At 74.3% G+C, this 25,424-nt stretch carries 18 protein-coding genes; 8 read left to right on the top strand and 10 right to left on the bottom strand.

Annotation, left to right across the window (positions count from 1 at the left end; translation table 11 throughout):
• The coding region (locus ACIP5K_RS24830; protein ID WP_401412755.1) for an alpha-amylase family glycosyl hydrolase at nt 1–410 on the bottom strand (410 nt) is incomplete at its 3' end.
• 219 nt (nt 411–629) lie between these two features.
• On the opposite strand from ACIP5K_RS24830, the gene ACIP5K_RS24825 reads away from it, so the two are divergent.
• Nucleotides 630–1,112 carry an Lrp/AsnC family transcriptional regulator gene (locus tag ACIP5K_RS24825; protein ID WP_401412753.1) on the top strand — a complete coding sequence of 161 codons (483 nt, stop codon included), beginning with the start codon at nt 630–632 and terminating at the stop codon, nt 1,110–1,112.
• 34 nt (nt 1,113–1,146) lie between these two features.
• Nucleotides 1,147–1,854 (top strand): HAD family hydrolase, encoded by a 708-nt coding sequence (locus ACIP5K_RS24820; RefSeq protein ID WP_401412752.1) that lies wholly within the window; start codon nt 1,147–1,149, stop codon nt 1,852–1,854.
• On the opposite strand, the gene ACIP5K_RS24815 is transcribed toward ACIP5K_RS24820, so the two are convergent.
• Both ACIP5K_RS24815 and ACIP5K_RS24810 read right to left on the bottom strand, forming a co-directional pair.
• On the bottom strand, nt 1,802–3,457 hold the full coding sequence (locus ACIP5K_RS24815; RefSeq protein ID WP_401412751.1) for an AMP-binding protein: 1,656 nt from the start codon (nt 3,455–3,457) through the stop codon (nt 1,802–1,804). The genes ACIP5K_RS24820 and ACIP5K_RS24815 overlap by 53 nt on opposite strands.
• Before the next feature lie 24 nt (nt 3,458–3,481).
• A complete protein-coding gene (locus tag ACIP5K_RS24810; RefSeq protein ID WP_401412749.1) occupies nt 3,482–4,123 on the bottom strand; it encodes a TetR/AcrR family transcriptional regulator in 642 nt (213 codons plus the stop codon).
• 79 nt (nt 4,124–4,202) lie between these two features.
• Between ACIP5K_RS24810 and ACIP5K_RS24805 the strand changes: the two genes are divergently transcribed.
• Together ACIP5K_RS24805 and ACIP5K_RS24800 are read left to right on the top strand one after the other, a co-directional pair.
• Entirely contained in the window at nt 4,203–7,343 is a 3,141-nt protein-coding gene (locus tag ACIP5K_RS24805; protein WP_401412748.1) for a carboxyl transferase domain-containing protein, read from the top strand.
• A 45-nt stretch (nt 7,344–7,388) separates the two neighbouring features.
• Nucleotides 7,389–8,375: a Ppx/GppA family phosphatase gene (locus ACIP5K_RS24800; protein WP_401412746.1), complete on the top strand. Its 987-nt coding sequence runs from the start codon at nt 7,389–7,391 to the stop codon at nt 8,373–8,375.
• 371 nt (nt 8,376–8,746) lie between these two features.
• Here the strand turns inward: ACIP5K_RS24800 and ACIP5K_RS24795 are convergent, their stop codons facing one another.
• The 3 genes from ACIP5K_RS24795 to ACIP5K_RS24785 form a co-directional block, all read right to left on the bottom strand.
• Nucleotides 8,747–9,793: an LLM class flavin-dependent oxidoreductase gene (locus ACIP5K_RS24795; protein ID WP_401412745.1), complete on the bottom strand. Its 1,047-nt coding sequence runs from the start codon at nt 9,791–9,793 to the stop codon at nt 8,747–8,749.
• A complete protein-coding gene (locus tag ACIP5K_RS24790; protein WP_401412744.1) occupies nt 9,793–10,314 on the bottom strand; it encodes an SRPBCC family protein in 522 nt (173 codons plus the stop codon). Before ACIP5K_RS24790 ends, ACIP5K_RS24795 begins: the two co-directional genes overlap by 1 nt.
• Before the next feature lie 102 nt (nt 10,315–10,416).
• Nucleotides 10,417–10,914: a winged helix-turn-helix transcriptional regulator gene (locus ACIP5K_RS24785; RefSeq protein ID WP_401412742.1), complete on the bottom strand. Its 498-nt coding sequence runs from the start codon at nt 10,912–10,914 to the stop codon at nt 10,417–10,419.
• A gap of 157 nt (nt 10,915–11,071) precedes the next feature.
• On the opposite strand from ACIP5K_RS24785, the gene ACIP5K_RS24780 reads away from it, so the two are divergent.
• Together ACIP5K_RS24780 and ACIP5K_RS24775 are read left to right on the top strand one after the other, a co-directional pair.
• Nucleotides 11,072–11,929, top strand: a complete 858-nt coding sequence (locus ACIP5K_RS24780) for an AAA family ATPase (RefSeq protein WP_401412740.1) — start codon at nt 11,072–11,074, stop codon at nt 11,927–11,929.
• Nucleotides 11,926–13,272 carry a VWA domain-containing protein gene (locus ACIP5K_RS24775; RefSeq protein ID WP_401412739.1) on the top strand — a complete coding sequence of 449 codons (1,347 nt, stop codon included), beginning with the start codon at nt 11,926–11,928 and terminating at the stop codon, nt 13,270–13,272. Before ACIP5K_RS24780 ends, ACIP5K_RS24775 begins: the two co-directional genes overlap by 4 nt.
• 46 nt (nt 13,273–13,318) lie before the next feature.
• Here the strand turns inward: ACIP5K_RS24775 and ACIP5K_RS24770 are convergent, their stop codons facing one another.
• From ACIP5K_RS24770 to ACIP5K_RS24755, 4 genes are all read right to left on the bottom strand, one after another.
• On the bottom strand, nt 13,319–14,377 hold the full coding sequence (locus tag ACIP5K_RS24770) for a PucR family transcriptional regulator (protein ID WP_401412738.1): 1,059 nt from the start codon (nt 14,375–14,377) through the stop codon (nt 13,319–13,321).
• 89 nt (nt 14,378–14,466) lie between these two features.
• Nucleotides 14,467–19,344: a DNA repair ATPase gene (locus ACIP5K_RS24765; RefSeq protein ID WP_401412737.1), complete on the bottom strand. Its 4,878-nt coding sequence runs from the start codon at nt 19,342–19,344 to the stop codon at nt 14,467–14,469.
• 94 nt (nt 19,345–19,438) lie between these two features.
• The gene (locus ACIP5K_RS24760) at nt 19,439–21,484 is read right to left on the bottom strand and encodes a flotillin family protein (protein ID WP_401412736.1); all 2,046 of its coding nucleotides are present in this window, start codon (nt 21,482–21,484) and stop codon (nt 19,439–19,441) included.
• A 444-nt stretch (nt 21,485–21,928) separates the two neighbouring features.
• Nucleotides 21,929–22,585, bottom strand: a complete 657-nt coding sequence (locus ACIP5K_RS24755; RefSeq protein ID WP_401412735.1) for a maleylpyruvate isomerase N-terminal domain-containing protein — start codon at nt 22,583–22,585, stop codon at nt 21,929–21,931.
• Nucleotides 22,586–22,698: 113 nt separating this feature from the next.
• On the opposite strand from ACIP5K_RS24755, the gene ACIP5K_RS24750 reads away from it, so the two are divergent.
• The gene (locus ACIP5K_RS24750) at nt 22,699–23,484 is read left to right on the top strand and encodes an IclR family transcriptional regulator (RefSeq protein WP_401412733.1); all 786 of its coding nucleotides are present in this window, start codon (nt 22,699–22,701) and stop codon (nt 23,482–23,484) included.
• Nucleotides 23,485–23,689: 205 nt separating this feature from the next.
• Entirely contained in the window at nt 23,690–25,357 is a 1,668-nt protein-coding gene (gene hutU, locus ACIP5K_RS24745; protein ID WP_401412731.1) for a urocanate hydratase, read from the top strand.
• Nucleotides 25,358–25,424: the final 67 nt, after the last annotated feature.

The raw sequence follows: 25,424 nt of genomic DNA, 5'->3' as shown, positions 1-25,424 counted from the left end.
TCGACCACCGCACGCCTGAACCACTCATGCTGATCCGACGAATGATTCGGCACCAGATCCACGATCACCCGCAACCCCAGACCATGCGCCTCCCGGATCACCGCATCAGCATCCAGCAACGACCCGTACACCGGATCCACCGCCCGATAATCCGCCACGTCATACCCACCGTCCGCCTGCGGCGACGCATAGAACGGCGACAACCACACCGCATCCACCCCCAGATCCCGCAGATACGGCAACCGCCGCCGCACCCCCTCCAGATCACCCGTCCCATCACCATCACTGTCGGCGAAACTACGCGGATACACCTGATAGATCACCGCATCACGCCACCAGTCGACGGCCTCACGGGTCGGGGTCGCGATCGAAGTGGGCACAGCGGACTGGTCCGGGGAGTGCTGATTCATCCGGACAAGGTAGAAGACGGCGGTCGCCGAAAGGCGCTGCACGCGCGGGGCCGCCCGGTCCTCGCGCGCGGCGCGCGGTCCTGAGCCGCCGACGAGACCCGGCCGTCCGGCCGGTGCGGCGCGTCCCCTGCCGGGTGACGGCCGCGAACAGGGCGGCCGGCTGAACCATTGGTACAGTCGGCGAAGATCGTCCGGCTCATCCGAAGGAGCGCTCCGCCGATGGCCGTGGACCAGCTCGACACCCGCATCCTGCGGCTCCTCCTGGAGCAGCCGCGCACCAGCGTCCGCGAGTATGCCCGGATCCTCGGGGTGGCCCGCGGCACCCTCCAGGCCCGGCTCGACCGGCTGGAGCGGGACGGGGTGATCACCGGTGCCGCACCCGCGCTCTCCCCCGCCGCGCTCGGGCATCCTGTGCTCGCCTTCGTGCACATCGAGGTGACACAGGGCCATCTGGCCGATGTCGCCGACGGCCTGGCGGGGGTCCCCGAGATCATCGAGGCGCACTCGATCACCGGCGGCGGCGACCTGCTGGCCCGGGTCGCGGCCCGGGACGCCGCGCATCTGGAGGACGTCGTGCAGCAGCTCAACCGGCTGCCCGGCGTGGTCCGCACCCGCACCGAGGTGGCGCTGCGCGAGCGGGTCCCGCACCGGCTGCTGCCGCTGGTCGAGGCGGTCGGCAGGGCGGCGGCGGACCGCAAGTGATCATCCGGGGCCGTTGTCCCGCATGCTGGGAGGCATGAACGACCTGACCCGGCCCCTCGGTGGCACCGCCGTCGTCCTCGACCTCGACGGCACACTCGTCGACAGCGAACCCACCTACTACAGGGCGGCCCTCGGCACGCTGGCCCGCCACGGCGTCACCGACTACACCTGGGCGGACAACGAGGCGTACGTGGGTGTCTCCACCCTGGAGACGATCGGCCTGTGGCGGCAGCGGTACGGCATCACGGCGCCCGCGGCCGACCTGCTCGACGACCTGAACGCCCGCTACCTCGGCCTCGCCCGCACCGACACCCACGTCTTCCCGCAGATGCGGCTCTTCGTGGAGCGGCTGCACGCGGCCGGGGTGCCGATGATCGTGGCGTCGGGTTCCTCGCCGCAGGCCATCGAGGCGGTCCTCACCGGGACCGGTCTCGACGCCCAGCTGCCGCGCTACGTCTCGGCGGACGAGGTCGCGCACGGCAAACCGGCGCCCGACGTCTTCCTGGAGGCGGCCCGCCGCCTCGGCGTGCCGCCCGCGCGGTGCGTGGTCCTGGAGGACGCGGCGCCGGGCGCCCGCGCCGCGCACGCGGCGGGCATGCGCTGCATCGCGCTGCCGTACGTGGCGGCGCAGGCCGGCGATCCGGCGTTCACCGCGGCGGACCTGCTGTTCAAGGGCGGTCAGGAGGAGTTCACGGCGCGGGCCGCGTACGACTGGCTCGCGCGGTCAGCTCCGTCTTCCTGATCTTGCCGGTGGGGGTGAGGGGCAGCTCGGCGACGATCTCGACGACGGCCGGGACCTTGTACGTGGCCATGGCCGCGGCCGCCCACGCACGCAGCCCGTCGCCGGTCAGCGGGGAGCCGGGGGCGGTGCGCACGAAGGCGTGGGGGCGCTGCCCGCTCGTGCGGTCGGGGACGGCCACGACGGCGGCGGCCACCACGTCCGGGTGGTGCGCGAGCAGCGTCTCGACCTCGGCGGGGAAGACGCTCATCCCCTTCACCTTGATCATGTCCTTGTCGCGGCCGAGGTAGTGCAGGGCGCCCTCCTCGTCGAGGACACCGATGTCGCCGGTGTGCAGCCAGCCGTCGCGCAGCGCGCCGGCGGTGGCCTCGGGCGCGTTCCAGTAGCGGGTGAGCACGGACGGGCCGCGTACGACGATCTCGCCGCGCTCACCGAGCGGCAGCGGGGTGCCGGTGGCGAAGTCGACGACCATGAAGTCGGTGCCGGGGACGGGCAGTCCGCAGAAGACGGGACCGCTCAGGAGATCGTGGTCGCCGTCCTGGAAGCCGAGGGTGTTGGTGTCGCTGGTGTGGGTCTCCGTCATGCCGTACGAGGCCTCGCGCAGGACGCTGTGCGGGCCGACGGCCGCCGTCCAGCGGGCGCGCAGCGCCGGGGTGAGGGGGCGGACGAAGGAGACGGTGAGCGGGGCGGTGAGGGTGCTCAGGTCGCGGTGGGCGAGGTCGGGGTGGTCCAGGAGTTCGAGGTAGTTCTCGACGGTGCCGGCCATGGTGCTCGCGCCGTGCGCCCCGATGACCCGCAGCACCTCGGCGGCGTCCCAGCGGGTGAGCAGCACGCTGGTGCCGCCGGAGACGAGCGGGGCGAGGATGCCGAGGTTCTCGCCGGCGATCCAGAACACCGGCAGGTAGCAGACGGAGACGATGCCGCGGTCGCGTGCGGCGGCGTCGGGCATGCGGCCCTCGTCGATGGCGGTGGCCGTGTAGACCATGTGCCGTTGCGTGTGCTCGCAGCCCTTGGGCAGCCCGGTGGTGCCGCCGGTGTAGTTCAGGGCGGCGAGCGCGTCGAGGTCGTCGGCGATCGGCTCGTGCCGAGGGTGGTCGAGGGCGGCCGGCCAGTCCGCGTCGGCGAGCACGGTCCGTACGGGCGTGTCGTGCCGCACCTCGTCGAGGACGGGCAGCAGCGCGTCCTGGGTGACGACCACCGCGGGCCCCGCGTCGGCGAGTTCGTGGCGCAGCTCGGCCGCGCGGAACATCGGGTTCACCGGGACGTGGACGGCGCCGAGCCGCAGCGCGGCGAGGAGGGCGACGACGAACCGGGCGCCGTTGGGCAGGAAGACGCCGACCCGGTCGCCCGGGCGGACCCCGCGCGCGGCCAGCCACCCCGCCAACCGGGCGGCACGGTCGTCGAGTTCGCGGTAGGAGAGGGTCTCGTCGGCGGTGACGAGCGCGGGCCGGCCCGGCCGGAGCGCGGCCCAGCGCGCCACGTGCGCGGGCAGGGTCAGCTCCCCCGCCCGGTGGGCGGTGGCGGACGGCTGGCGGCCCCGGCGGGCCGCCGCCTGGCGGGCCCTGAGGTCGTCGAGGTAGGCGTCGGTCGGTATGCCGGTGGACAAGGTGCGGCTCCCTGCTGTCGTGCGCTACTGGGCGAGGACTCCGAGACCGAGAAGGTGCCGGTACATGGTGGTGACGTCGCGCACCGCGCTGTCGTACGAGGCCGGGTGCGCCGCCACCGCGCGGGCGAACTCCACGCTCATGCCGCCGACGGCACGGGAGAGGGTGAGCGGGTCGACGACCGGGCGGGCCCGCCCCTCGGCCGCGACCCGGCGCACGTAGCGGGCGGCGCGCCGCACCGGGCGCTCCCGGATCTCCTCCCACAGCGCGCGCACCTCGTCGTCGGTGCGGGCCTGCTGCTCCAGGAGGGCCAGGAGCGGCAGGTGGCGGGCGTAGGCGGCGATGAACGCGGCCGTCGACGCCTCGGCGACCGCCGCCACGTCGTCGGTGTCCACGCCCGGCACGTCCTGCGCGGCGAGGAACGCGTCCCGCACCCGCCGCGCGAGCACCCGGAACACCTCGTCCTTCGACGCGAAGTACACGTAGAAGCCGGCCCGTGACACCTCCGCCTCCGTGGTGATGTCGGCGATGGTCGCGGGCCCGTACCCGAGCCGTCCGAACACCGCCTCGGCCGCGTCGAGGAGCCGGCCGCGGGCCGGTGCGTCCGTGCGGTCGCGGGCGGTGCGGGTCGCCCATTCCCGGTTCGGCTGACGTCTGTGTGCTGCCACAGCGCCAGAGTATTGACGTTGACGTCAGTGTCAATGAGCATGACGGAACCCGTCCACGCCGCTTCTCCCGGAGGGTCCCATGGGGTCTGCCGCCGTACTCGTCGCCAACCGGGGCGAGATCGCCGTCCGCGTGCTGCGCGCCGCCGCCGATCTCGGGCTGCGCGCGGTCGCCGTGCACGAGCCGGGGGACGACGCGCACGTGCGCCGGGCCGACGAGGTGGTGCCGCTGCCGCCGGGCGGCTATCTCGACGCGGCGGAGCTGGTGGCGGCGGCCCGCCGGTCGGGCTGCGGGTATCTGCACCCGGGGTACGGGTTCCTGAGCGAGTCGGCGGACCTCGCCCGGCGGTGCGCCGACGAGGGCGTCGTGTTCGTCGGCCCGTCGCCGCGGACGCTGGAGCTGTTCGGGGACAAGGCGCGGGCCCGGGCGCTCGCCGTCGCGGCCGGGGTGCCGGTGCTGCCGGGCACGGACGGGGCGACGACCCTGGAGCAGGCGCGGGCGTTCCTCGCGGACGGGCCGGTGATGGTCAAGGCCGTGGGCGGGGGCGGCGGTCGCGGGATGCGGGCGGTGCGGACGCCGGACGAGCTCCGGGACGCGTGGGAACGCTGCCGCGCGGAGGCCCGGCAGGGCTTCGGGGGCGACGCGCTGTACGTCGAGCGGCTGTGGGAGGGGGCCCGGCACATCGAGGTGCAGATCGTGGCGGACGCCGCGGGCACGGTGGGGCACCTGTGGGAGCGGGACTGCAGCGCGCAGCGCCGCCACCAGAAGCTGATCGAGATCGCCCCGGCCCCCGCGCTCGATCCGGCGCTGCGGGACCGGCTCGTGGACGCCGCGCTCGCCCTGACCCGGGCGGCCCGCTACCAGGGCGTCGGAACCGTCGAGTTCCTGGTGTCCGGCGGGGAGTTCGTGTTCATGGAGGCCAATCCGCGGCTCCAGGTGGAGCACACGGTGACGGAGGAGGTGACGGGCGTCGACCTGGTCGCCGCGCAGTTCCGCCTCGCCGCGGGCGACAGCCTGGCCGCGCTCGGGCTCGGCACGCCGCCACCGGTGCGCGGCTTCGCGGTGCAGGTGCGGGTGAACGCGGAGGTGGCGGACGCGGACGGGTCGGTGCGCGCGTCGTCGGGCCGGATCACCCGCTTCGACGTGCCGACGGGTCCGGGGATCCGGGTCGACACGGCCGCGCGCACCGGCACCCCGGTCGGGGTGCGCTACGACTCGCTGCTCGCGAAGGTCGTCGCGCACGCGCCGCGGGGCGGCTTCCCGGCGGCGTGCGCGCGGGCGGCGCGGGCGCTCGACGAGTTCACGGTCGACGGGGTGCGGACCTCGGTCCCCGTCCTGGCCGCCCTCCTGGCACACCCCGGGTTCACCGCGGGCGGGATCGACACCGGTTTCGTCCACCGCCACCTGCCCGAGCTGGTGCCCGCCTCCCCCGCCCGGGACACGGCGGACACGGCGAACACGGCGAACACGGAACCGGGCACGACCACGGCGCCGATGAGCGGCACGGTGACGTCCGTCGACGTGGCACCTGGCCAACGCATCGCCTCCGGCGCGGTGCTGCTGGTGCTGGAGGCGATGAAGATGGAGCACGTCGTGCGCGCCGACCGGTCCGGGGTCGTCCGGGCCGTGCGGGCCGGCGTCGGGGACACCGTCGCGGAGGGTGCCGAGCTGGTGGTCCTGGACCTCACCGGGGACGGTCCCGGGCAGCGGGAGGCCGCCGCCGTCCCGGACCCGGACGCGGTGAGGACCGACCTGGCGCAGGCCCGGGCCCGGCACGCGTTCGGCCTCGACGAGAACCGGCCCGAGGCGGTCGCGAAACGGCACGCGGCGGGGCGGCGCACCGCCCGGGAGAACATCGGGGCGCTGTGCGACCCCGGCTCGTTCACCGAGTTCGGGGCGCTGGCCGTGGCGGCGCAGCGGCAGCGCCGTCCGCTGGAGGAGCTGATCCGGGCCACCCCCGCCGACGGCATGGTCACCGGCACCGGCCGGATCGGCGGCGGGGCCGCCGTCGTGATGTCGTACGACTACACGGTGCTCGCCGGGACGCAGGGCCACAACAACCACCGCAAGACCGACCGGATGCTCCAGCTCGCCGAGGAGCGCGGGCTGCCCGTCGTGCTGTTCGCTGAGGGCGGCGGCGGCCGGCCCGGCGACACCGACACCACGGTCGTCGCCGGTCTGAACGTGCCGACGTTCCAGCGGATGGCACGGCTCAGCGGGCGGGTGCCGCTCGTCGGCATCGCCTCGGGCCGCTGCTTCGCGGGGAACGCGGCACTGCTCGGCTGCTGCGACGTGGTGATCGCGACGCCGGAGGCGAACATCGGCATGGGCGGCCCCGCGATGATCGAGGGCGGCGGGCTGGGCGTGTACCGGCCGGAGGAGATCGGGCCGCTGTCGGTGCAGGTGCCCAACGGCGTGGTGGACCTGCCGGTCGCCGACGAGGCGGAGGCCGTCCGCGCGGCCCGCGCCTATCTCGCGTACTTCCAGGGCGGGAGCGGGAGTTGGGAGGCGCCGGACCAGCGGATGCTGCGGCACGCGGTGCCCGAGAACCGGCGGCGGGCCTACGACGTGCGGGCCGCGATCGACGGGCTCGCCGACACCGGATCGGTCATGGAGCTGCGGCGCGGCTTCGGCGCCGGGATCATCACGGCGCTGGTGCGGATCGAGGGCCGGCCGCTCGGCCTCGTCGCCAACAACCCGTCCCACCTGGGCGGGGCGATCGACCGGGACGCCGCCGACAAGGCCGCCCGGTTCCTGCGGCGGTGCGAGGCGTCCGGGCTGCCGGTGGTCTCGCTCTGCGACACCCCCGGGTTCATGGTCGGCCCGGACGCCGAACGCACGGCGACGGTAAGGCAGTTCGCGGACCTGTTCATCGCGGGCGCGCGGCTGACGGTGCCCCTGGTCTGCCTGGTGCTGCGCAAGGCGTACGGGCTCGGCGCGATGGCCATGATGGGCGGTTCGACGCAGGCGCCGCTCGCGACGGCGGCCTGGCCGAGCGGGGAGTTCGGCGGGATGGGGCTGGAGGGGGCGGTGCGGCTCGGCTACCGGCGTGAGCTGGCCGCCATCGCCGACCCGGCCGAACGGGAGCGGGCCTACGAGGCGCGCGTCGCCGAGCTGTACGAGCACGGCAGGGCCGTCAACGCGGCCGCCGCGCTGGAGATCGACGCGGTCATCGACCCCGAGCGGTCACGGAGTTGGATACTCTCCTCGCTCGACATCTGAGCGGGTCCGCTCTCATCCGGACCCGAAAGGGGCGCTGTGCCGATCATGCGAATCAGTGTGGTGGATGTCGGGTCGAACACGGTACGGCTCGCGATCGCGGACGCCCGCGACGGGGCTCCCCTCCCGGTGCACACGGCCAAGTGGCGCCTGCGCCTGGCCGAGGAGGTCGACGGCGACCGACGGCTCGGGCCGCGGGCGGTGGAGCGGATCGTGGACGCGGTCGCGGTGGCCTGCGCGGAGGCCGAACGGTGGGGCAGCGACGCGCCGTTCGCGTTCGCCACGGCCATCGTGCGGGACGCGCCCAACCGGGACGAGGTGCTGGCGGCCGTCGAGCAGGGCGCCGGGGTGCCCCTGCGGGTGCTGCCCGGCGAGGTGGAGGCCGAGCTGACCTTCCTCGCGGCGCGGCGCTGGATGGGGTGGCGGGCCGGACCGCTCGGGGTGCTCGACATCGGGGGCGGCTCGCTCGAGGTCGCCTTCGGGCGGGGCCGGTTGCCGGACTTCGCGGTGTCGCTGCCGCTCGGGGCGCGGCGGCTGACCCGTGAGCATCTGCACGACGCCGAGCTGCCCGGCGAGGAGGAGCTGCGGGCGCTGCGCCGCCATGTCCGGCACCAGCTCCGGGACGTCGCGGCGCGGATCCGCTGGGAGGGGCCCATCACGGCCGCCGCCACGTCGCGGACGTTCACTCAGCTGGCCCGGCTGTGCGGGGCCCCTCCGGGGCGGCACGGGCCCTTCGTGCGGCGGGAGTTGTACCGGGACGATCTGCGGTGTGCGGTGACGCGGCTGAGTGGGTTGCCGGTGGCGCGGCGGGCCGAGCTGACCGGGATCTCGGCGCCTCGGGCCGCTCAGTCGCTGGCCGGGGCGCTGGTGGGGCACACCGCGATGAAGTTGATGGGGATGGAGCGGCTGACGATCTGTCCGTGGGCGATTCGGGAGGGGATCCTGTTGCGGCGGATCGAGGGGGACAGCGCCTGGTGGTCCGACCCGGGCACGTCCCACGCCCCGCAGCCCCTACGCATCGCGTCCCACCACTGACTTCCCCACCGGGACGTCGAGCCGGCCGCGCCCCTGCGGGGTTCTTCGCCTGCGGCCCGGTGGCCGCTTCTCGCGCAGTTCCCCGCGCCCCTGGGCAGTTCTTCGTCCACCGCCCCGTGGCCTCTTCTCGCGCAGTTCCCCGCGCCCCTGGGCAGTTCTTCGTCCACCGCCCAGTCGCCGCTTCTCGCGCAGTTCCCCGCGCCCCTGAGATGCGCACTGCGTGCGGCATCTCATCAGCCCGCCTCCCAGGAGAGGCGCGCGAAGCGCTGCCTCAAGGGGAGGCTGCGCGCAGCGCATGCCTCAGGGGCGCGGGGAACTGCGCGAGAAGCGGCCACCGGCCCGCGCTCGACGAACGACCCAGGGGCTCGAGGTCAGTTCAGGGCGTGTACCAGGGCTATGGCCCGGCCCAGGGTCGACAGGCGGGCCGACAGGGTGGTGCCCGCCGGGTAGAGGCGGACCGTGTTCACCCCGGCGTCCCGCCACACCTCCAGCCGGGCCCGCACCATCTCCTCGGTCCCGATCAGCGTCGTGGCCAGCACCATCTCGTCGGTGACGAGCGCGGCGGCCCCGTCCCGGTCCCCGCCCTGCCACCGCTCCCGCACGGCCGCCGCGACCTCGGCCCAGCCCTGCCTGCTGTAGGCCTGGTTGTAGAAGTTGGTGGAGGCGGAGCCCATGCCGCCGAGGCTGAAGGCGAGTTCCTTCTTGCGGCTCGCGACGATGCCCCGCAGGGACTCCTCGTCCTCGGCGAAATGGACCTCGGCCCCCTGGCAGATGTCGAGGTCGGCCCGGGTCCGCCCGGCGGCGGCGAGCCCGGCGTCGAGATGGTCGAAATAGGCTTCCTTGGCGCCCTCGGGGACGAAGCTCGTGCCGAGCCAGCCGTCCGCCACCTCCCCGGTGAGCCGGAGCATCTTCGGCGACAGGGTGGCCAGGTAGATGGGGAGTTCGTGCTCGGCGCGCATCGACAGCCGCATCGGGCGGGCGTCGCCCCCGGGCAGCGGAAGGGTGAACTCCCGCCCCTCGTAGGCGATCTTCTCGCCGCTGACCGCCAGCCGCACGATCTCGACGGTCTCCCGCATCCGGGCCAGCGGCCGGGCGAACGGCACGCCGTGCAGCCCCTCGACGACCTGCGGCCCGGACGGCCCGAGACCGAGGAGGAAGCGGCCCTCCGAGATGTTCGACAGCGTGATCGCCGCCCGCGCGATGGCGGCCGGGGTCCGGGTGGCGAGCTGGATGATGCCGGAGCCGAGGAGCATCCGTTCGGTGCGGGCGGCCAGATAGCCCAGCGGCGACGGCGCTTCGGAGCCCCACGCCTCGGCGACCCAGCAGATGTCCAGGCCGAGCCGCTCGGCCTCGGTCACGAAGTCGACGGTCTCGCGCCAGTTCCCGCCGGACGCCTCGATCGTCGTGGAGGTGCGCATCACCGGTTCCCGCCCGTCTCGGCGAGGGACTTCAGCGCGTCGAGCGTGACGCCCATGTTGCGCTCGAATTCCTTGAGCCGGACATAAACGATCTTCTGTTCCTTGTCGGGCATCCGGTCGATGGCGTACGAGAGCCCGGACCGCCCGGGGCCGAGGCGGACCCACTGGGTCAGGGCCGTGGACCCGTCGTCCGCCGTGTCGAGCGTGAACCGCCAGAGCGCGCTGGGGTGCTCGGGGTCGGAGACCGCCCAGGCGAACACCTGGCAGGGGGCGCACTCGACGACGTACGACGTGGTCTCCCACTCCCCGAACGACGGGTGCCGGCTGCGGCCGACGAAGCGGGCGCCGACCTCGGGCCCGCCCGGCTCCCCCACCCATGCGACGGACTGCAACTCGTCACTCAGCTCCGGCATCAGGCCGATGTCCGTGACCAGCTCCCACACCCGCTGCGGCGGCGCCGCGATCCCGCGCCGCACCTCGACGGTCGGGGTGTCCGCGTAGCGCGCACCCGTCCACTCCATGGTGTTCACCTCTCCGTGTACCCAGCAGTAGGCCCTGACCTTGAGAGTTTCGTAGATGGACTCACCGCGTCAAGAGGGGCGGGCCGTCCGGGCGGCGGGTGGTCAGCGGGTGAAGCGGGCCGCGACGTCGGGGCGCGCGGCCAGGCGCTCGGGGTAGCCGGGGCCCAGCCGCGGGCGGGTGTCGGCCGCCGTCATCGGCTCGCCGCACCCGCCGCACACCACCGCCGCCTCGGCGATCTCCCCGCACCGGTCGTGCTCGAAGACGACGGGCGCGCCCTCTTCGCCGGACAGCCAGCGGTTGCCCCAGGCGTTCATGGCGGCGAGCACGCCGAAGAAGTCGCGGCCCTTCTCCGTGAGGACGTAGTCATGGCGGACCGGCGCGCTCTCGTAGACGCGCTTCTCCATCAGCCCCGCGTCGACCAGGCGGCGCAGCCGCTCGGCGAGCGTGGTGCGGGCGATGCCGAGTTCCTGCTGGAAGACGTCGAACCGGGTGATCCCGTAGAACGCCTCGCGCAGCACGAGCGGCGTCCACCAGTCGCCCAGGAGGTCCATGGTGCGGGCGATGGAGCAGGGCCAGTCGGCAAAGGAAGTGCGCCTCATGGGGTCAGGATACGGAGGGGCCGCCGAGTCGGTCCCGGTACAAGACTCAGGAGGCGGCCGCGGAGTGACGTTCGCCATTTAGCGGGTCGGGTCATTGTGGAGCGCCGGGTGAACTGATCAGCTGGCGGTCCGCGACGCACCCGTTCTGGAGGCCCTGTTGTTCACGTCCGTGGACGATGTCACCGCTCGTCTGGCCGAGACCGGCTATCTGGCCTCCCCCGCGGTGGCGACCACCGTCTTCCTCGCCGCGCGGCTCGGCAAGCCGCTGCTCGTGGAGGGCCCGGCCGGCGTCGGCAAGACGGAGCTGGCGAAGGCCGTCGCGGCGATCAGCGACGCCCGGCTGATCCGCCTCCAGTGCTACGAGGGCGTCGACGAGTCCCGCGCCCTGTACGAGTGGAACCACGCCAAGCAGCTGCTGCGGATCACCGCCGGCCGCGACGAGAGCTGGGACGCGACGCGCACGGACATCTTCAGCGAGGAGTTCCTGCTGGCGCGCCCGCTGCTGACGGCGATCCGCGGCGACGACGCGAAGGTCCTCCTCATCGACGAGATGGACAAGGCGGACGTGGAGGTCGAGGGGCTGCTCCTCGAAGTGCTCTCCGACTTCCAGGTGACCGTGCCGGAGCTGGGCACGATCGAGGCGACCCGCCGCCCCTTCGTCGTCCTCACCTCCAACGCCTCGCGCGAGCTGTCCGAGGCGCTGCGCCGCCGGTGTCTGTTCCTGCACATCGGGTTCCCCGAGGAGGAGCTCGAACGGCGGATCGTCGCCCTGAAGGTGCCCGAACTCGACGCGGTGCTCGCCGCGTCGCTCGTGCGGGTCGTGGGGGCGCTGCGCGCACTGGACCTGCGCAAGGTGCCCTCGGTGGCGGAGACGGTGGACTGGGCGCGCACCCTGCTCGCGCTCGGCGCGGACCGGCTCGACGAGGAGGTCGTACGGGCGTCGCTCGGCGTCGTCCTCAAGCACCAGGAGGACGTGCGGACGGCCGCGGCCAAGCTGGACCTGGACGCGGTGTGAGCACCGCTGACCGCATCACCTCGCTGGTCCGGGCGCTGCGCGCGCACGGGGTGCGGATCGGCACCGGCGAGAGCGTGGACGCCGCCCGCGCCGTGGCCGCGCTCGGCCTGGACGACCGCGAGCACGTCCGCGAGGGGCTGGCCGCCGCGCTGCTGCACGACCAGGGGCAGCGCGCCGTCTTCGACCCGGTCTTCGACCTGTACTTCCCGCGCACCGTCGGGGCGCCGCAGCGGCCGTCCGGTCCGGCCGACCGCGACGAGTTGCGCGCCCGGCTCGCCGAGGCGCTGGCCGCGAACGACCGGACGGCGCTGGCAGCGCTCGCCGCGGAGGCGGTGGACGGCTTCGGCGGCTACGACGGCGGCTCGGGCTTCTCCTCGCAGCAGACCCTGGACCGGCTGCGCCCGCAGACGCTGCTCGCGCAGATCATGGCGGGCATCCGGACGGGCGGCGGTGCGCCGGGGGCGTTCACCGACCGCATCGAGGCCGACGAGATCCGGCGCCGCATCGAGGAGTTCCGCACCCGGGTGCGCGACGAGGCGCGGCGCCGGGTCGCCGAGGCCCGCGACCGCGACGAGGTGGCCCGGCGGATGCCCGTGCAGACCCCGGACCGCACCCTGTTCCTGTACGCGGGCAGGGACCAGCTCGCCGAACTGCGCCGGACCGTGCACCCGCTGGCCCGCAAACTCGCCACCCGTCTCGCGGCCCGCAGGCGGCGCGCGGCGCGCGGCCGCATCGACCTGCGCCGCACGCTGCGCGGCTCGCTGTCGACCGGCGGGGTGCCCATGGACCCGGTGCTGCGCAGGCGGCGCCCGGCGCGTCCCGAACTGGTCCTGCTCTGTGACGTGTCCGGCTCGGTGGCGGGCTTCGCGAACTTCACGATGCTGCTGGTGCAGGCGCTGCACGACCAGTTCAGCAAGGTCCGGGTGTTCGCGTTCGTCAACCGCATGGACGAGGTCACCGCACTCATCGCGGACGGCGCCGCCGACCCGGAGGGGCTGAGCGGGCGGATCACGGCGGAGGCGACGCTGACCGGCTGGCACGGCAGCAGCGACTACGGCACGGCGCTGGGCGAGTTCGTGGAGCGCTACGGCGCCTCGGTCGGCCCGCGCACCTCCGTGTTCGTCCTCGGCGACGCCCGCAACAACCAGCAGGACCCGAACCTGCCGGCGCTGCGCCGCATCGCCCGCGCCGCCCGCCGCACCTACTGGCTGAACCCGGAGTCGCGCGCCCAGTGGGACACCGGGGACTCGGCGGCCGGTGTGTACGGCGAGGTGGTGGAGATGTACGAGTGCCGCAACGCACGGCAGTTGAGCGCCCTGGTGGGCCGGCTGCTGCCGGTCTAGGGCCTGTCGGGCGGATCTTGTCGCGGGCGCGGGCGGGCGGCGCGGTTCACAGCGGCCGGTTCGGCCAGTCGAGGAGCCGGGCGCCGATCACCGCGGTCTGGAGCGTGTAGCGCGAGACCGGGTCGGTGGCGTCGGCGCCGGTCAGGGTGTGGATGCGGGCCAGCCGGTAGGTGAGCGCGCGCACGCTCAGGCGCAGGCGGCGGGCGGCCTCGGCGGCGACGCACCCGCAGTCGAAGTAGGCGGTGAGGGTGTCGATGAGCGGCTGGGCTCCGCCGCGGGCGCGTTGCAGCGGCCCGAGCGTGGTCCGTACGAGGTCCGCCATCGCCTGTCGGTCCCGGGTGAGCACCGGGTAGACGAGCAGGTCGGCGGAGCGCAGCACCGGCTCGTCGAACTCCAGGCGCTGGGCGAGTTCGAGGGTGAAGAGGGCTTCCTCATAGGACTGGACGACGCCGCCGGGCCCCGGCTGGGGGCGGCCGATCGCGACGTGGCCGCCGTCGGTGGCGGCGTAGGCCTGCTTGGCGAAGAAGCTCAGGATCTCCTCCTGGTCGCCGGGCGCGACGCAGACGAGACGGCCGTCCTTGGTGGTGAGGAGGATGTCGCGGTGGCCGAACCGGCCGAGCATCGCCTGTTCCACGCCGCGCGCGACGGGGTCGCCCTCGTCGTAGGCGGCCTCGCCCTCGGCGACGGCGACCGCGTGCTCATGGGCGAGCCGGAGGCCGAACCGCTCGGCGCGCTGCGCGAGTTGGCCCATGTCGCTGCGGCCGTGGAGGAGGTCGTCGATGAACTCGCGGCGGGCGGCCTCCTCCTGGCGCACGGCCTGGCGCTGGGCGCGTTCGTAGCCCTCCGCGAAGGCGTCGACGGCCTGCTCGACGGCGGCCATCACGCGGTCGGGGGCGAGGGCGCCGGCCGGCCAGTCGGCGCGGGCGCGCGCGAGGTGCGCGGCGACCAGGGCGCGCAGCCCGAACCCGGCGTCGGCGGCGCGTTCGCCGAGCGCGCGGCGGCCGTCGAGTTCGGCGCGGGTGAGGCGGCGGCCGGTGGCGGCGGCGGCGGCGAGCAGGGCGGCGTACCCGTCCAGGTAATGGTCGGGTATGTCGTGGTCGGCCATGGGCGCCCCCGCTGTCGTGCTGTGTCGGCTCCGACCCATTAACGCATCGTCGGCGGAGACGATCGCCCGGGGGCTCGCGGTTCGCCGGTTCACGGGCGGTGCGCGTGCCGCGCGGCGTCCGGTCCGGGCGGGCGTCCGGGGGCGGTGGCGCGGGTGATGGCCGACTCGACGGCGGCGACCCGGTCGGCGAGCAGGCCGAGGGCGGCGACGGCGCGGACGACGGGGTCGTCGCCGTCGGCGCCGCCGAGGGCGCGGGCCCGGACGTGGGCGGCCTTCAGCTCGGCCCAGCGGTCGGCCTGGGCGGGGCCGAGGCGGCCGCGCAGCTCGGCGAGTCTGAGGAGGTTCGCCTCGGCGCCGGAGGTGAGGGTCTGGGCCTCTCCGGTGTAGTGGTCGTCGACGACGGCGGCGAGCTCGGCGGCGTTCATGGCGGGGTCGATCCGGGCGGCGATCCTGTTCATGTTGCGGTAGGAGCCCTGGAGCAGGAAGGGCGGTTCGGTGCGGGCGTCGTCGGACTGCGCCGCGGAGGCGATGTAGGCGGCGTTGACGGCGAGGACCGTGCCGCGGGCGGCGAGCAGGTGGCGCAGGACGGAGACGACGCGTTCGGTCTCGGCCGGGGCGTAGGGGTGGCTGAGGCGGTCGGCGCGGGCGGCCGGGTCGTCCTGGGCGAGCCGCAGCAGGAGGTCGAGGTCGGCGCGGTCGCGGCCGGCGAGCGGGGCCAGGTGCGGGTTGGCGGTGAGCGCGTTCTCGACGAAGCTCAGCGCGAACGCCTCCTCCTTGCCGGACAGGACGTCGCCGAGGTTCCACACGTCGGCGCGGTTGGCGAGCATGTCGGGGATGCGGAAGCGGTGGCCGGACCCGGTGTAGGGGTTGCCGGCCATGCAGACGGCGAACCGCTTGCCGCGCAGGTCGTGGCTGCGCGGCTCGCCGCGCCAGACGCCGTCCATGCGGCGCTGGCCGTCGCACAGGGCGATGAACTTCTGGAGCAGTTCGGGCGAGGTGTGCTGGATGTCGTCGAGGAGGAGCAGGACGTTGTTCCCGGCCTCCAGCGCGAAGTTGACCTTCTCGATCTCCCGGCGGGCGGTGAGGTTCGGCGCCTGGGCGGGATCGAGCGAGGTGACGTCGTGGCCGAGGGCCGGCCCGTCGACCTTGACGAGGAGCATGCCGAGCCGGTCGGCGACGTACTCGACGAGGGTGGTCTTGCCGTAGCCCGGCGGTGAGATCAGCAGCAGCAGTCCGCCCGCGGTGCCCAGTTGCTTGGCGAGGCTGTCGCCGATGAGCGGCAGGTACACCTCGTCGACGAGGCGGCTGCGGACGAAGGTGGGCAGGACGCGCGGCCGGTGGTCGGCCAGCCGCAGCCGGTCGTGCTCGGCGGCGACGAGGGAGGTGCGCAGCCGCTGGTAGGCGCGGAAGCCGGGGACGGTGCGGGTGCGGAAGTCGCGGGTGCGGGCGAGGAGTTCGTCGAGGCGGAGGGTGAGGCGCCGGCCGTCGATCCGCGGGTGGGTGCCGAGCAGTCCGTCGACGGTGGCGGTCAGGGGTGCGTCGGCGTCGTGGCGGGCGAGGCCGGGGCAGAGTTCGATCGCGACGGCCTCCGGCAGGTCCCCGGCGTCGTCACCGGCGGCCGTCGCGTACGCGGTCAGCCACGCCTCGACGAGGGAGCGGCGCGCGCCGAGGTCACCGACGGCCGACAGGTCGTCCTCGTAGGCGGCGCCGTCGACGGCGCGGCGGAACTTGTCGAGGAAGGTGCGGGCGCCGGTGGCGGTGACGAAGCCGTCGGGCCCGGTGGTCAGTTCCTCGAAGAGGTATCCGGCGACGTCCGCGGCGTCCGGGCCGCCGGAGCCGATGCGCTCGGCGAGCTCCGCGCACCAGTCGTCGACGGCGGGTGCGAGGCCGAACGTGTCGCGGGCGCGGGCCAGCGACTGCGCGCGCCGGGTCCACTGGGCGCGCTGGGGCCCGGTCGTCGCGTGCGCCCAGAAGAGCTGGGCGGCGGCGCGGACGGCCGGGGTGTGGCGGAGCAGTCCGGCGCCCGGGTACAGCCGCAGCAGCGCGGTGAGGACGAGGGTGGCGTCGTGGTCGTGGACGCCGCGTTCGTAGCCCTCGTCGTACGCCTCCTCGGCGGCGGCGCGGACCAGTGCGGGGAGGTCGTCCCGGGCGAGCAGGTCCTCGGCGCCGCGCTCGGCGAGGAGGCGGGCGGCGAGGTGTTCGGCGCGGTACACGGCCGGGTTCTCGGAGGCCAGGGACTGGCCCCAGTGGGCGCGGAGCGCGGTGAAGGCGGGGTCGTCGACGGGGGCGCGGTAGTCGGTGCCGGTGAGCGCGTAGGCCATGCCGTCGTCGCCGTGCGGGACGAGGGCGAGTTCGGGCAGCCGGGTGTTGACGGCGATGCGGTGCCGGCCGAGCCGGAGCGCGGTGCCGCCGTCGGCGTACAGCTCGGTGCGGTCGCGCAGGGCGCGCAGGGCGTCCTGGCGGGCGACGGCGAGACGGCCGTCGAGTTCGTCGGCGCGGACGTGGTCGTCGCGCTCGCGCAGCGCCTCGGCGGTGCGGCGGACCTTGGCGACCATCGGGTCGGAGGCGAGGAAGGTGCTGATCTCGTCGAGGGAGCCGAGGTCGGCGAGGCGCCGGGCGACGGTCTCCAGGATGCGCTGTGCGGAGGTGGCGAGGCGTTCGGTGTGCCGGGCGCGGGCGTCGGCGAGGGTCTGCTTGCGGGCGGCGAACGCCTCGTGGATCTCGACGCGGCGGGTGTCGAGGTCGGCGAGGAAGTCGTCGCTGTCCGCGAAGCGCCCTTCCAGGTTCTCCAGGCGCAGCAGCAGGCGGGCGAGCTGGTCGTCGCAGGAGCCGGGGGTGGTGGCGGCGGCCAGTGCGCCGGTGACGGCCTGGCCGAGCAGGGAGTACTCGGCGGCGAACTCGGCCCGGCCCTCGTGGGCGGCGAGTTCCCGGCCGCGGGCATCGAGGGTGGCGCGGGCCCGGTTGACCCCGGCGAGGGCCTCGGCGATGCGCTCCAGGACGTCGGCGCGTACGGTCGCGTCGTCGATGTCGAGGCCGCCGACGACGTCGGTGACGGTCTGGAGCTGTTCGGCGAGTTCGGCGACGCGCTCGGCGAGCGGCGCGGCCTCGGCGGTGGTGGCGAGCCGTGCGGCCTGTTCGGTGAGCCGGTCGAGGTCGGCGTGGTGGGCGGCGAGGGCGTCGGGCCGGGCGAGGAAGGCGACGGCGCGGGCGCCGGCGGAGGCGATGTCGGCGGCGAGCTGCCCGGCGAGGGCGTCGATGCGCTCGACGTCGGCGTAGCGCAGTTCCTTGAGGGTGAGCAGCCGGCCCTGGGCGCGGCGCAGCTCCGTGAGGCGTTCGACCCATTCGTGGGCGCCGCGGGGCGCCTCGCCGCGGATGCGGCGCACCAGGGCGGTGAGGTGGGCGGCGGCCTCGTCGTAGGCGTCGGCGGCCTGCCGGGTGAGGGCGCGCACGGTCGCGTACTCGGTGACGATCCGGGCGGCGGTGGTCCGCAACGCGTCGACGGGCTCGCGCAGTCGCCCGGTGTCGGCGAGCCAGGGGAAGGTGTCGGTGACGCGTTCGCAGGCGGCGGCCAGGGCCTCGTAGGCGGTGTCGGTCGGGGTGGCCGCGGCCTCCTGGACGGTGTGGACGAGGGAGAGGCAGTCGGCGACGGCGCGCACCAGGTCGGCGTTGCCGATCCGGGCGAGTTCGGGGTCGGCGGCGCCCGCCGCGTCCGCGTGGGTGTCGGCGGTGAAGGGGGTCGTCCAGATCTGTACCGGGTGGGTCCTGCCGGGCTCCTCGGTGGCGGCGTCGCGCAGCAGTACGAGGGTGCCGTCGTCGAGGAGGGCGTGGCCGCGGCCGGTGAGCGGGGTGGCGATCTCCTTGCGGATGAGGTGGTAGGGCAGCAGCAGGGTGCGGCCGGCGGCGCGGGCCCGGAAGACGTAGAGGACGTCCTCGCCGCCGGGGGCGCGGACGGTGCGCTCGTAGGCGAGGCCGGTGGTGTCGACGGCGTCGAACGTCTTGTGGGTGCCGGTGGCGAGGCAGTAGCCGCCGGGGAAGACGACGCCCTGTTCGTCGGGGAGGACCCGGCAGGCCCGGCCGATGCCGTCGAGGCGGACGACGGTCCTGGTGAGGGTGTTGAAGACGAGGTGGCGGTCGGCGTCCTCCTTGTAGGGGCGTACGCGCAGCAGGATCAGCGGGCCGACGCGGGCGTGCGCGACGGCGGCGTCGGCGAGCGACTGGAGCGGTTCGTCGACGGGTTCGGCGTGGATGCCGTCGCCGGTCCCGGTGTCGTCCTCGGTCTTGACGGTGAGGCTGCCGCCGACCGTGGAGACCCGGATCTCGCCGCCGGGGATCGCGATGTGCGGGTGGCGGCCGAGGACGTGGTCCTCGCGGGTCGTCGGCCGCCAGGTGATGTCGTGGGCGGGCGGGCGCACGTCGTCGCGCTCGCCGCGGGCGTCGAGGAAGCGGGCGCCGCCCCGGGCGCCGATCTCCCAGCGCAGGACGCGGATGTCGTCGGGCTGGTCGCCGGTCTGGAAGACGGCGAGCAACTTGGCGTCGACCAGGCGGAGTTCGAGGAGCCGGCTGTCGCGGTAGTAGCGGAAGAGGGCGGCGAACTCGGCGCGGAACGCCGGGTCGTCGAGCAGTCCCGGTACCGCGTCCTCGGGCAGTCGGCGCAGTTCGTCGTGCGGGCTGTGCAGGGCGAGGACGTCGCCGACCTCCGGCGGCCCCGAGCCGAGCACGTCGCGCAGTCCGACGAGGAGCACGTCGCCGACGGCGACGAGGTCGCGGGCCAGGCGCGGGCGGTCGGTGCGGACGGCGCCGCTGCCGGTGAGCGTCAGCTCCGTGGAGCCGAAGGCGGCGGCGCGCCGGTCGTTCAGCGCGCCCGCGCGGGACGCCAGCGCGCGGGCCTGCGCGGCGAGCCGGTCGCGCAGCACCTCGTACGTGCCCGCGTCGGGGCCGTCGGCCGCCCGGGCCGTGCCGGTCTCCATGCGTGGCGGTCCTTTCCCGCGTGAGGCGCGAGGGGTTCGATGGGGCGGCCGGGACTGCCGACCCCCGTGCGGCGGTCCCGGCCGGTCTGTGCGGTCAGGCGTGCGACACGCCGTTCAGCCTGCCGAGCGGCAGGTCGGCCACGCCCAACTGGGTCGCGGTGTCGAGGAGTTCGCGCAGTTGATCGGTCTGCTCGCCGCCGCCGTGCATCAGCTTCATCAGCAGGGCGGAGACGGTGAGGTGCTGCACGTCGGCCGTGGAGACGGAGCCGAGGATCTTCGCCAGGTCGTCGGTGAAGCTCGACGAGCCGTCCAGCCACGGCCTGGCGAGGGCCTGCGCGGTGTCGGAATGCCGGACGAAGGAGTCGACGCCCTTGCCGAGCGCGATCGAGGACATCAGCCGGTCAAAGAAGACGGACTCGCCGCCCACGATGCTGATGTCGGCGTTCTCCAGGCCGGTGGCGAGGACCGTGGCCTGCGCCTCGGCGACCTGCCGCTGGACGTCGATCCCGGCGAGCCGGATCTCCTTCTCCGCCTGGAGGCGCAGCCGGTACTCCTCGTGGCCGCGCGAGGCGTCGTCGAGGGCGGCCATCGCGGCGGCCTTCTCGTGGATGCCCGCGGCCTCGGCCTTCAGCTTGGCGGCGATGGCCTCCGCCTCGGCGAGGGCCTTGGCCCGGCCGCCCTCGGCCTCGGCCCGCAGCCGCGCCTCGGTGGCGCCGGCCTCGGCGCGCCCGGCCTTCTCGATGACGTCGGCCTCCTGATCGCGCACCCGCACCTCGGCGAGGCCGGCGGCGGCGGTCTCGGCCTGGAGCCCCTCGGCGAGCCGCACCTTGGCCTTGGCCTCCAGGTCGGACGCCTTCAGCTGGGCCTCGGCGAGGGTGAGGCGTTCGGCGGCGCGGTGCGTGGCGGCCTGCTCGGCGGCCTCCGCGGCCTTGATGTCCTTGACCAGCTGCTCCTGCGCCTCGGCCTCGGCGGCGATGACGATGGCCTGCCGGTCGCGTTCGGCGGACTCGACCGCGCGCAGCTTCTTGATGGACTCCTCCTGCTCGGCGACCGTGCGGTCGACGGCGACCCGCTCGCGGATGACCTCGGCGATCTCCCGCTTCTCCGCCTCGACCTCCTTCTCGGCGGCGATCTTCGTCAGCTGGGTCTCCCGCTCGCGGGCGATGACCTCCAGCATCCGGTCCTTCTCGATGCGCTCGTTCTCGACGGCGATGACGCGCTCGCGGTTCTTCTGCGCGACGGCGACCTCGCGGGCCTGGTTCTCGCGCTGCACGCCGAGCTTCTCCTCGGTGGCGAGGAACGCCCCCTGGGCGCGCAGCCGTTCCTCCTCGACGACCCGCGCGGTCTCGGCCTCCTCGCGGGCCCGCACGGTGTCGATCTCCCGCTTCTGCTTGATCTCGGCGTCCGCCTGGCGGCGCTCCAGTTCGAGGATGGTCTCCCGGGCGTCGACGTTCTGCCGGGTGATCTCCTTCTCCTCGGTGCGCTGGAACTCGTTGGTCCTGACGTGCTCGATCGACGTCAGTTCGGTGATCTTGCGGATGCCCTGGGCGTCGAGGACGTTGTGCGGGTCGAGCTGGCTGAGCGGCGTCTGCTCCAGGTAGTCGATCGCCGCGTCCTCGAGGTGGTAACCGCTCAGGTCGACCCCGATGACCTCGATGATCTTGAAGCGGAGTTCCTCGCGCTTGGTGTAGAGGTCGGTGAAGTCCATCTGCTTGCCGACCGTCTTGAGCGCCTCGGAGAACTTGGCGTGGAACAGTTCCTGGAGGGTCTTCTGGTCGCTGGCGCGGGCGGTGCCGACCGACTGGGCGACGCGGATGACGTCGTCGACGGTCTTGTTGACCTTGACGAAGAACGAGATCCGGATGTCGGCGCGGATGTTGTCCCGGCAGATGAGGCCGTCGCGGCCGGTCCGGGTGATCTCGATGGCCTTCACCGAGATGTCCATGACCTCGGCCTTGTGCAGGACGGGCAGCACGATCTGGCCGGTGAAGGTGACGTCGACCTTGCGCATCTTGGAGACGATGAGCGCCTTGCCCTGCTCCACCTTGCGGAACAGTCTGGTGAACAGCAGCAGCAGGACGGCGAGGAGGATCAGGACAGCGACGACGGACACGCCGATGCCCACGGTGGTGGCATCCATGGTGGGATCCTTCTGGTCCGGGGGCCGACGGCTCCCCGAGAGGACGATGAGAGTACGCGGGCGGAGGCGGCCGTGCCGCACCCTCCTACCGGCACCCGGGCCCGTCTGCCGGGACGACCGGGTGGAGCGCGCCGGAGCCGTGCGGCGACGGCCCGGGTTCGTCGGGAGCGATGCGGTCCGTCGGGCGCGCCGTGCGCGGGCCCCCGTCCGCCCCGGAGCCGGCCGTGCGGAACTCCCCCATCACTGCGCCCCCTTCACCACCTGCTCGGCCCCGCCCCGGCGCCGCGCCACGTTTCCGGGGTGCGGCACCGGGGTCCGGCCCCCGTTTCTGCCGCGCTCATCCTGACCCGGCCCGCGGGTTCTCCGCATTGCCGTGTTCCGGCAATGTTCGCGCGCGTTCGATGCCGGAAGGCGCCACCCGCGCCCCGGACGCCGCCCCTCCGCTCAGCCGAGCCGTACGGGGTAGTGGTCCGCCACCTCCCCCAGCACCACCCGCTCGGCGTCGTCCAGCGGGCGCCGCCCGGTGCCGAGCAGCAGCGCGTCCGTGTCGCAGAACGCGGCGGGCACCGGCGCGCCGGCGACCGCCTCCAGCAACTCCCGCGCGCGGCCCAGCCCTTCGGCCGACGGGCCGGGCAGATCGGGCACGCCGGCGATCAGGTCGAGGTGGTGCAGGGTCCACTCCAGTACGTACGCGTCGAGGTAGTCGCGCGCGGTCAGCACCTCGTCGCGGGTGCCGACCCGCAGCGCCGGGTCGGCGAGGCGCGCGGCGCGTCCGGCGGCGGAGCCGACGTCGTCGAGGTGGAAGCGGAGCAGCGCCGGATCCTCGTAGGCGGCGGCGAGCCGGACCGTGAGCGCGGCGAGCGGGTCGTCCTCGCCGGGCCGGTGGTCGTCGATGGTCCAGTAGGTCACCGCGTCCCGGGTCGGCGGGACGTCCTCGGGGGTGACCAGCGTGATCAGGACGTCCTGCGCGTCGACGACGAGGTGGCAGACGAGGTCACGGACGAGCCAGCCGGCGCAGCCGGAGGGCCGTGCGAAGTCCTCGTCCGACAGGTCCCCGACCGCCGCGAGCAGGTCCGCCCAGGTACGTGAGAAGAGATCCACGTCCGCACGCTACGCGGCCCGGCGCGCCGCCCGTCGGCGGTTTCCCGGATCCTCGCCGTGCGACGTATCGTCGGGCGCCAGGCCGCCCCGCAGCGAAAGGCCGTGCCCGCCCCATGCCCACCAGCGCCTCCCCGGCCGTCGGCCGCGCCCTGGACATCCTGCTCCACCTGTCGGGCCGGCCGGGCCCGGTGCGCGCGCCGGCGCTCGCCGCCGACCTGGGGATCCCGCGCTCCAGCGTCTACCACATCCTCAGCGTCCTGGTGGACCGCGGCTTCGTCACGTACATCCCGGAGGGCCAGCTGTACGGGCTCGGGGTCTCGGCCTTCGAGGTCGGCTCGGCGTATCTGCGGCACGAGCCGCTGGAGCGGCTGGCCCGCCCGCTGGTGCGGGCCCTCGCCCAGCAGCTGGGCCAGCCGGTGCACCTGGGTGTGCTGCACGGGGCGGAGAGCGTCTACCTGCTCAAGGAGCTGCCGTCGGCGGCGCACGCCGCGGAGCCCGCGCCGGACCTCGTCACCGACGTCGGTGTCCGGCTGCCCGCCCATCTGACCGCGAACGGGCGCGCCCTGCTCGCCCACTCCTCGCCCGCCCAGGTGCGCGCGCTGTTCCCGTCGGGTCCGCTGATCACCCGCACCGGCCGGGGGCCGCGCACCCCCGGCGAGCTGCGGCGCGCCCTCGCCGTCGAGCGGGAGCGGGGCTGGTCGGAGGAGGTCGGCCTGGTGACGGAGGGGATGCGCTCGCTGGCGGTGCCCGCCTTCGACCACCTCGGGCAGCCGGCCGCCGCGCTGTCCACGACGTGGCGGCGGGCCGCGGAGCACCACTCGGTCGACGAGACCGTGGACCGGCTGCGGCGCGCGGCGGCCCGGCTCACCGCCGCGATGCTGGGCCACTCCCCCGCGTGAGCGCCCGGACCCCGGGCAGGGCGACCCGGGGCGACCCGGCACAGAGTCGTCTCGGATCCGAGACATGTGCCGGGTCGCACTGGCCCGGACCGCCGCCGTCTTCTGTGATGGCAGAGCACGAACCGTTCCCCGTCCGGGGCGGTGATCCACCCGTTCCCCGCCGGCCCCCCGTACCGTCGGGGACACCGGCTCTTCTGGAGGTCTCATGACCGGCTCCGCCCCCCGTCCGGTCCGCGCCCCGCGCGGCACCGTGCTGAACACCCTCGGCTGGCAGCAGGAGGGCGCCCTGCGGATGCTCATGAACAACCTCGACGCCGAGGTCGCCGAGCACCCGGACAAGCTCGTCGTCTACGGCGGCACCGGCAAGGCGGCCCGCTCCTGGGAGGCGTTCGACGCGATCGTGCGCACCCTGAAGACGCTCAAGGACGACGAGACGCTGCTCGTGCAGTCGGGCAAGCCGGTCGGGGTGCTGCGCACGAACGAGTGGGCGCCGCGCGTGCTCCTCGCCAACTCCAACCTGGTGGGCGACTGGGCCAACTGGGAGGAGTTCCGCAAGCTGGAGGCCCAGGGCCTCACCATGTACGGCCAGATGACGGCCGGGTCGTGGATCTACATCGGTTCGCAGGGCATCGTCCAGGGCACGTACGAGACGTTCGGCGCCGTCGCCCGCAAGAAGTTCGGCGGCACCCTCGCCGGGACGATCACGCTGACCGCGGGTCTCGGCGGGATGGGCGGCGCCCAGCCGCTCGCCGTGACGATGAACGAGGGCGTCGCGCTCTGCGTCGACGTCGACGAGTCCCGGGTCGACCGCCGCATCGGCACCCGCTACCTGGACGTGAAGGCCGACAGCCTCGACCACGCCCTGGAGCTGGCGGTGCGGGCCCGCGACGAGCGCCGCGGCCTGTCCATCGGTGTCGTCGGCAACGCCGCCGAGGTCTTCCCCGAGCTGCTGCGCCGGGGCGCCCCCATCGACATCGTGACCGACCAGACCTCGGCCCACGACCCGCTCGCCTATCTGCCCGTCGGCATCTCCGTCGAGGACTGGGACAAGGAGCGCGAGGCGGACCCGGCCGGCTTCACCGAGAAGGCCCGGCAGTCGATGCGCCTGCACGTGGAGGCCATGGTCGGCTTCCTCGACCAGGGCAAGGAGGTCTTCGACTACGGCAACTCGATCCGCGACGAGGCCCGCAAGGCCGGCTACGACCGGGCGTTCGACTTCCCCGGCTTCGTGCCCGCGCACATCCGTCCGCTGTTCGAGGAGGGCCTCGGCCCGTTCCGCTGGGCCGCGCTCTCCGGCGACCCGGAGGACATCGCGAAGACGGACAGGGCGATCAAGGAGCTGTTCCCGGAGAACAAGCACCTGCACCGCTGGCTGGACATGGCCGCCGAGCGGATCTCCTTCGAGGGCCTGCCGGCCCGCATCTGCTGGCTCGGCTACGGCGAGCGCCACCTCGCGGGTCTGAAGTTCAACGAGATGGTGGCCTCCGGCGAGCTGTCGGCGCCGGTCGCCATCGGCCGCGACCACCTGGACTCGGGCTCGGTGGCGTCCCCGTACCGCGAGACCGAGTCCATGAAGGACGGCTCGGACGCGATCGCCGACTGGCCGCTGCTGAACGCCCTGGTCAACACCGCCTCCGGCGCCTCCTGGGTCTCCCTGCACCACGGTGGCGGCGTCGGCATGGGCCGCTCCATCCACGCCGGCCAGGTCTGTGTCGCGGACGGCACGGAGCTGGCCGCCCGCAAGATCGAGCGGGTGCTGACCAACGACCCGGCGACGGGGGTCATCCGGCACGTCGACGCGGGTTACGAGCACGCGGCCGAGGTGGCCGACGCGCGCGGGGTGCGGGTGCCGATGCGCGAGGGCGAGCGCTAGCGGCCGCGCCCGGCAGGGCACGGGGCGGGCCGGGGCCCGGCGGGTGGCACAGTGGAGAGGTCGCACC

The sequence above is a fragment of the Streptomyces sp. NPDC088785 genome, from assembly GCF_044750685.1.
In the GTDB taxonomy this organism is placed as follows: Bacteria; Actinomycetota; Actinomycetes; order Streptomycetales; family Streptomycetaceae; genus Streptomyces.
This window is presented reverse-complemented; position numbering and strand designations above follow the sequence as displayed.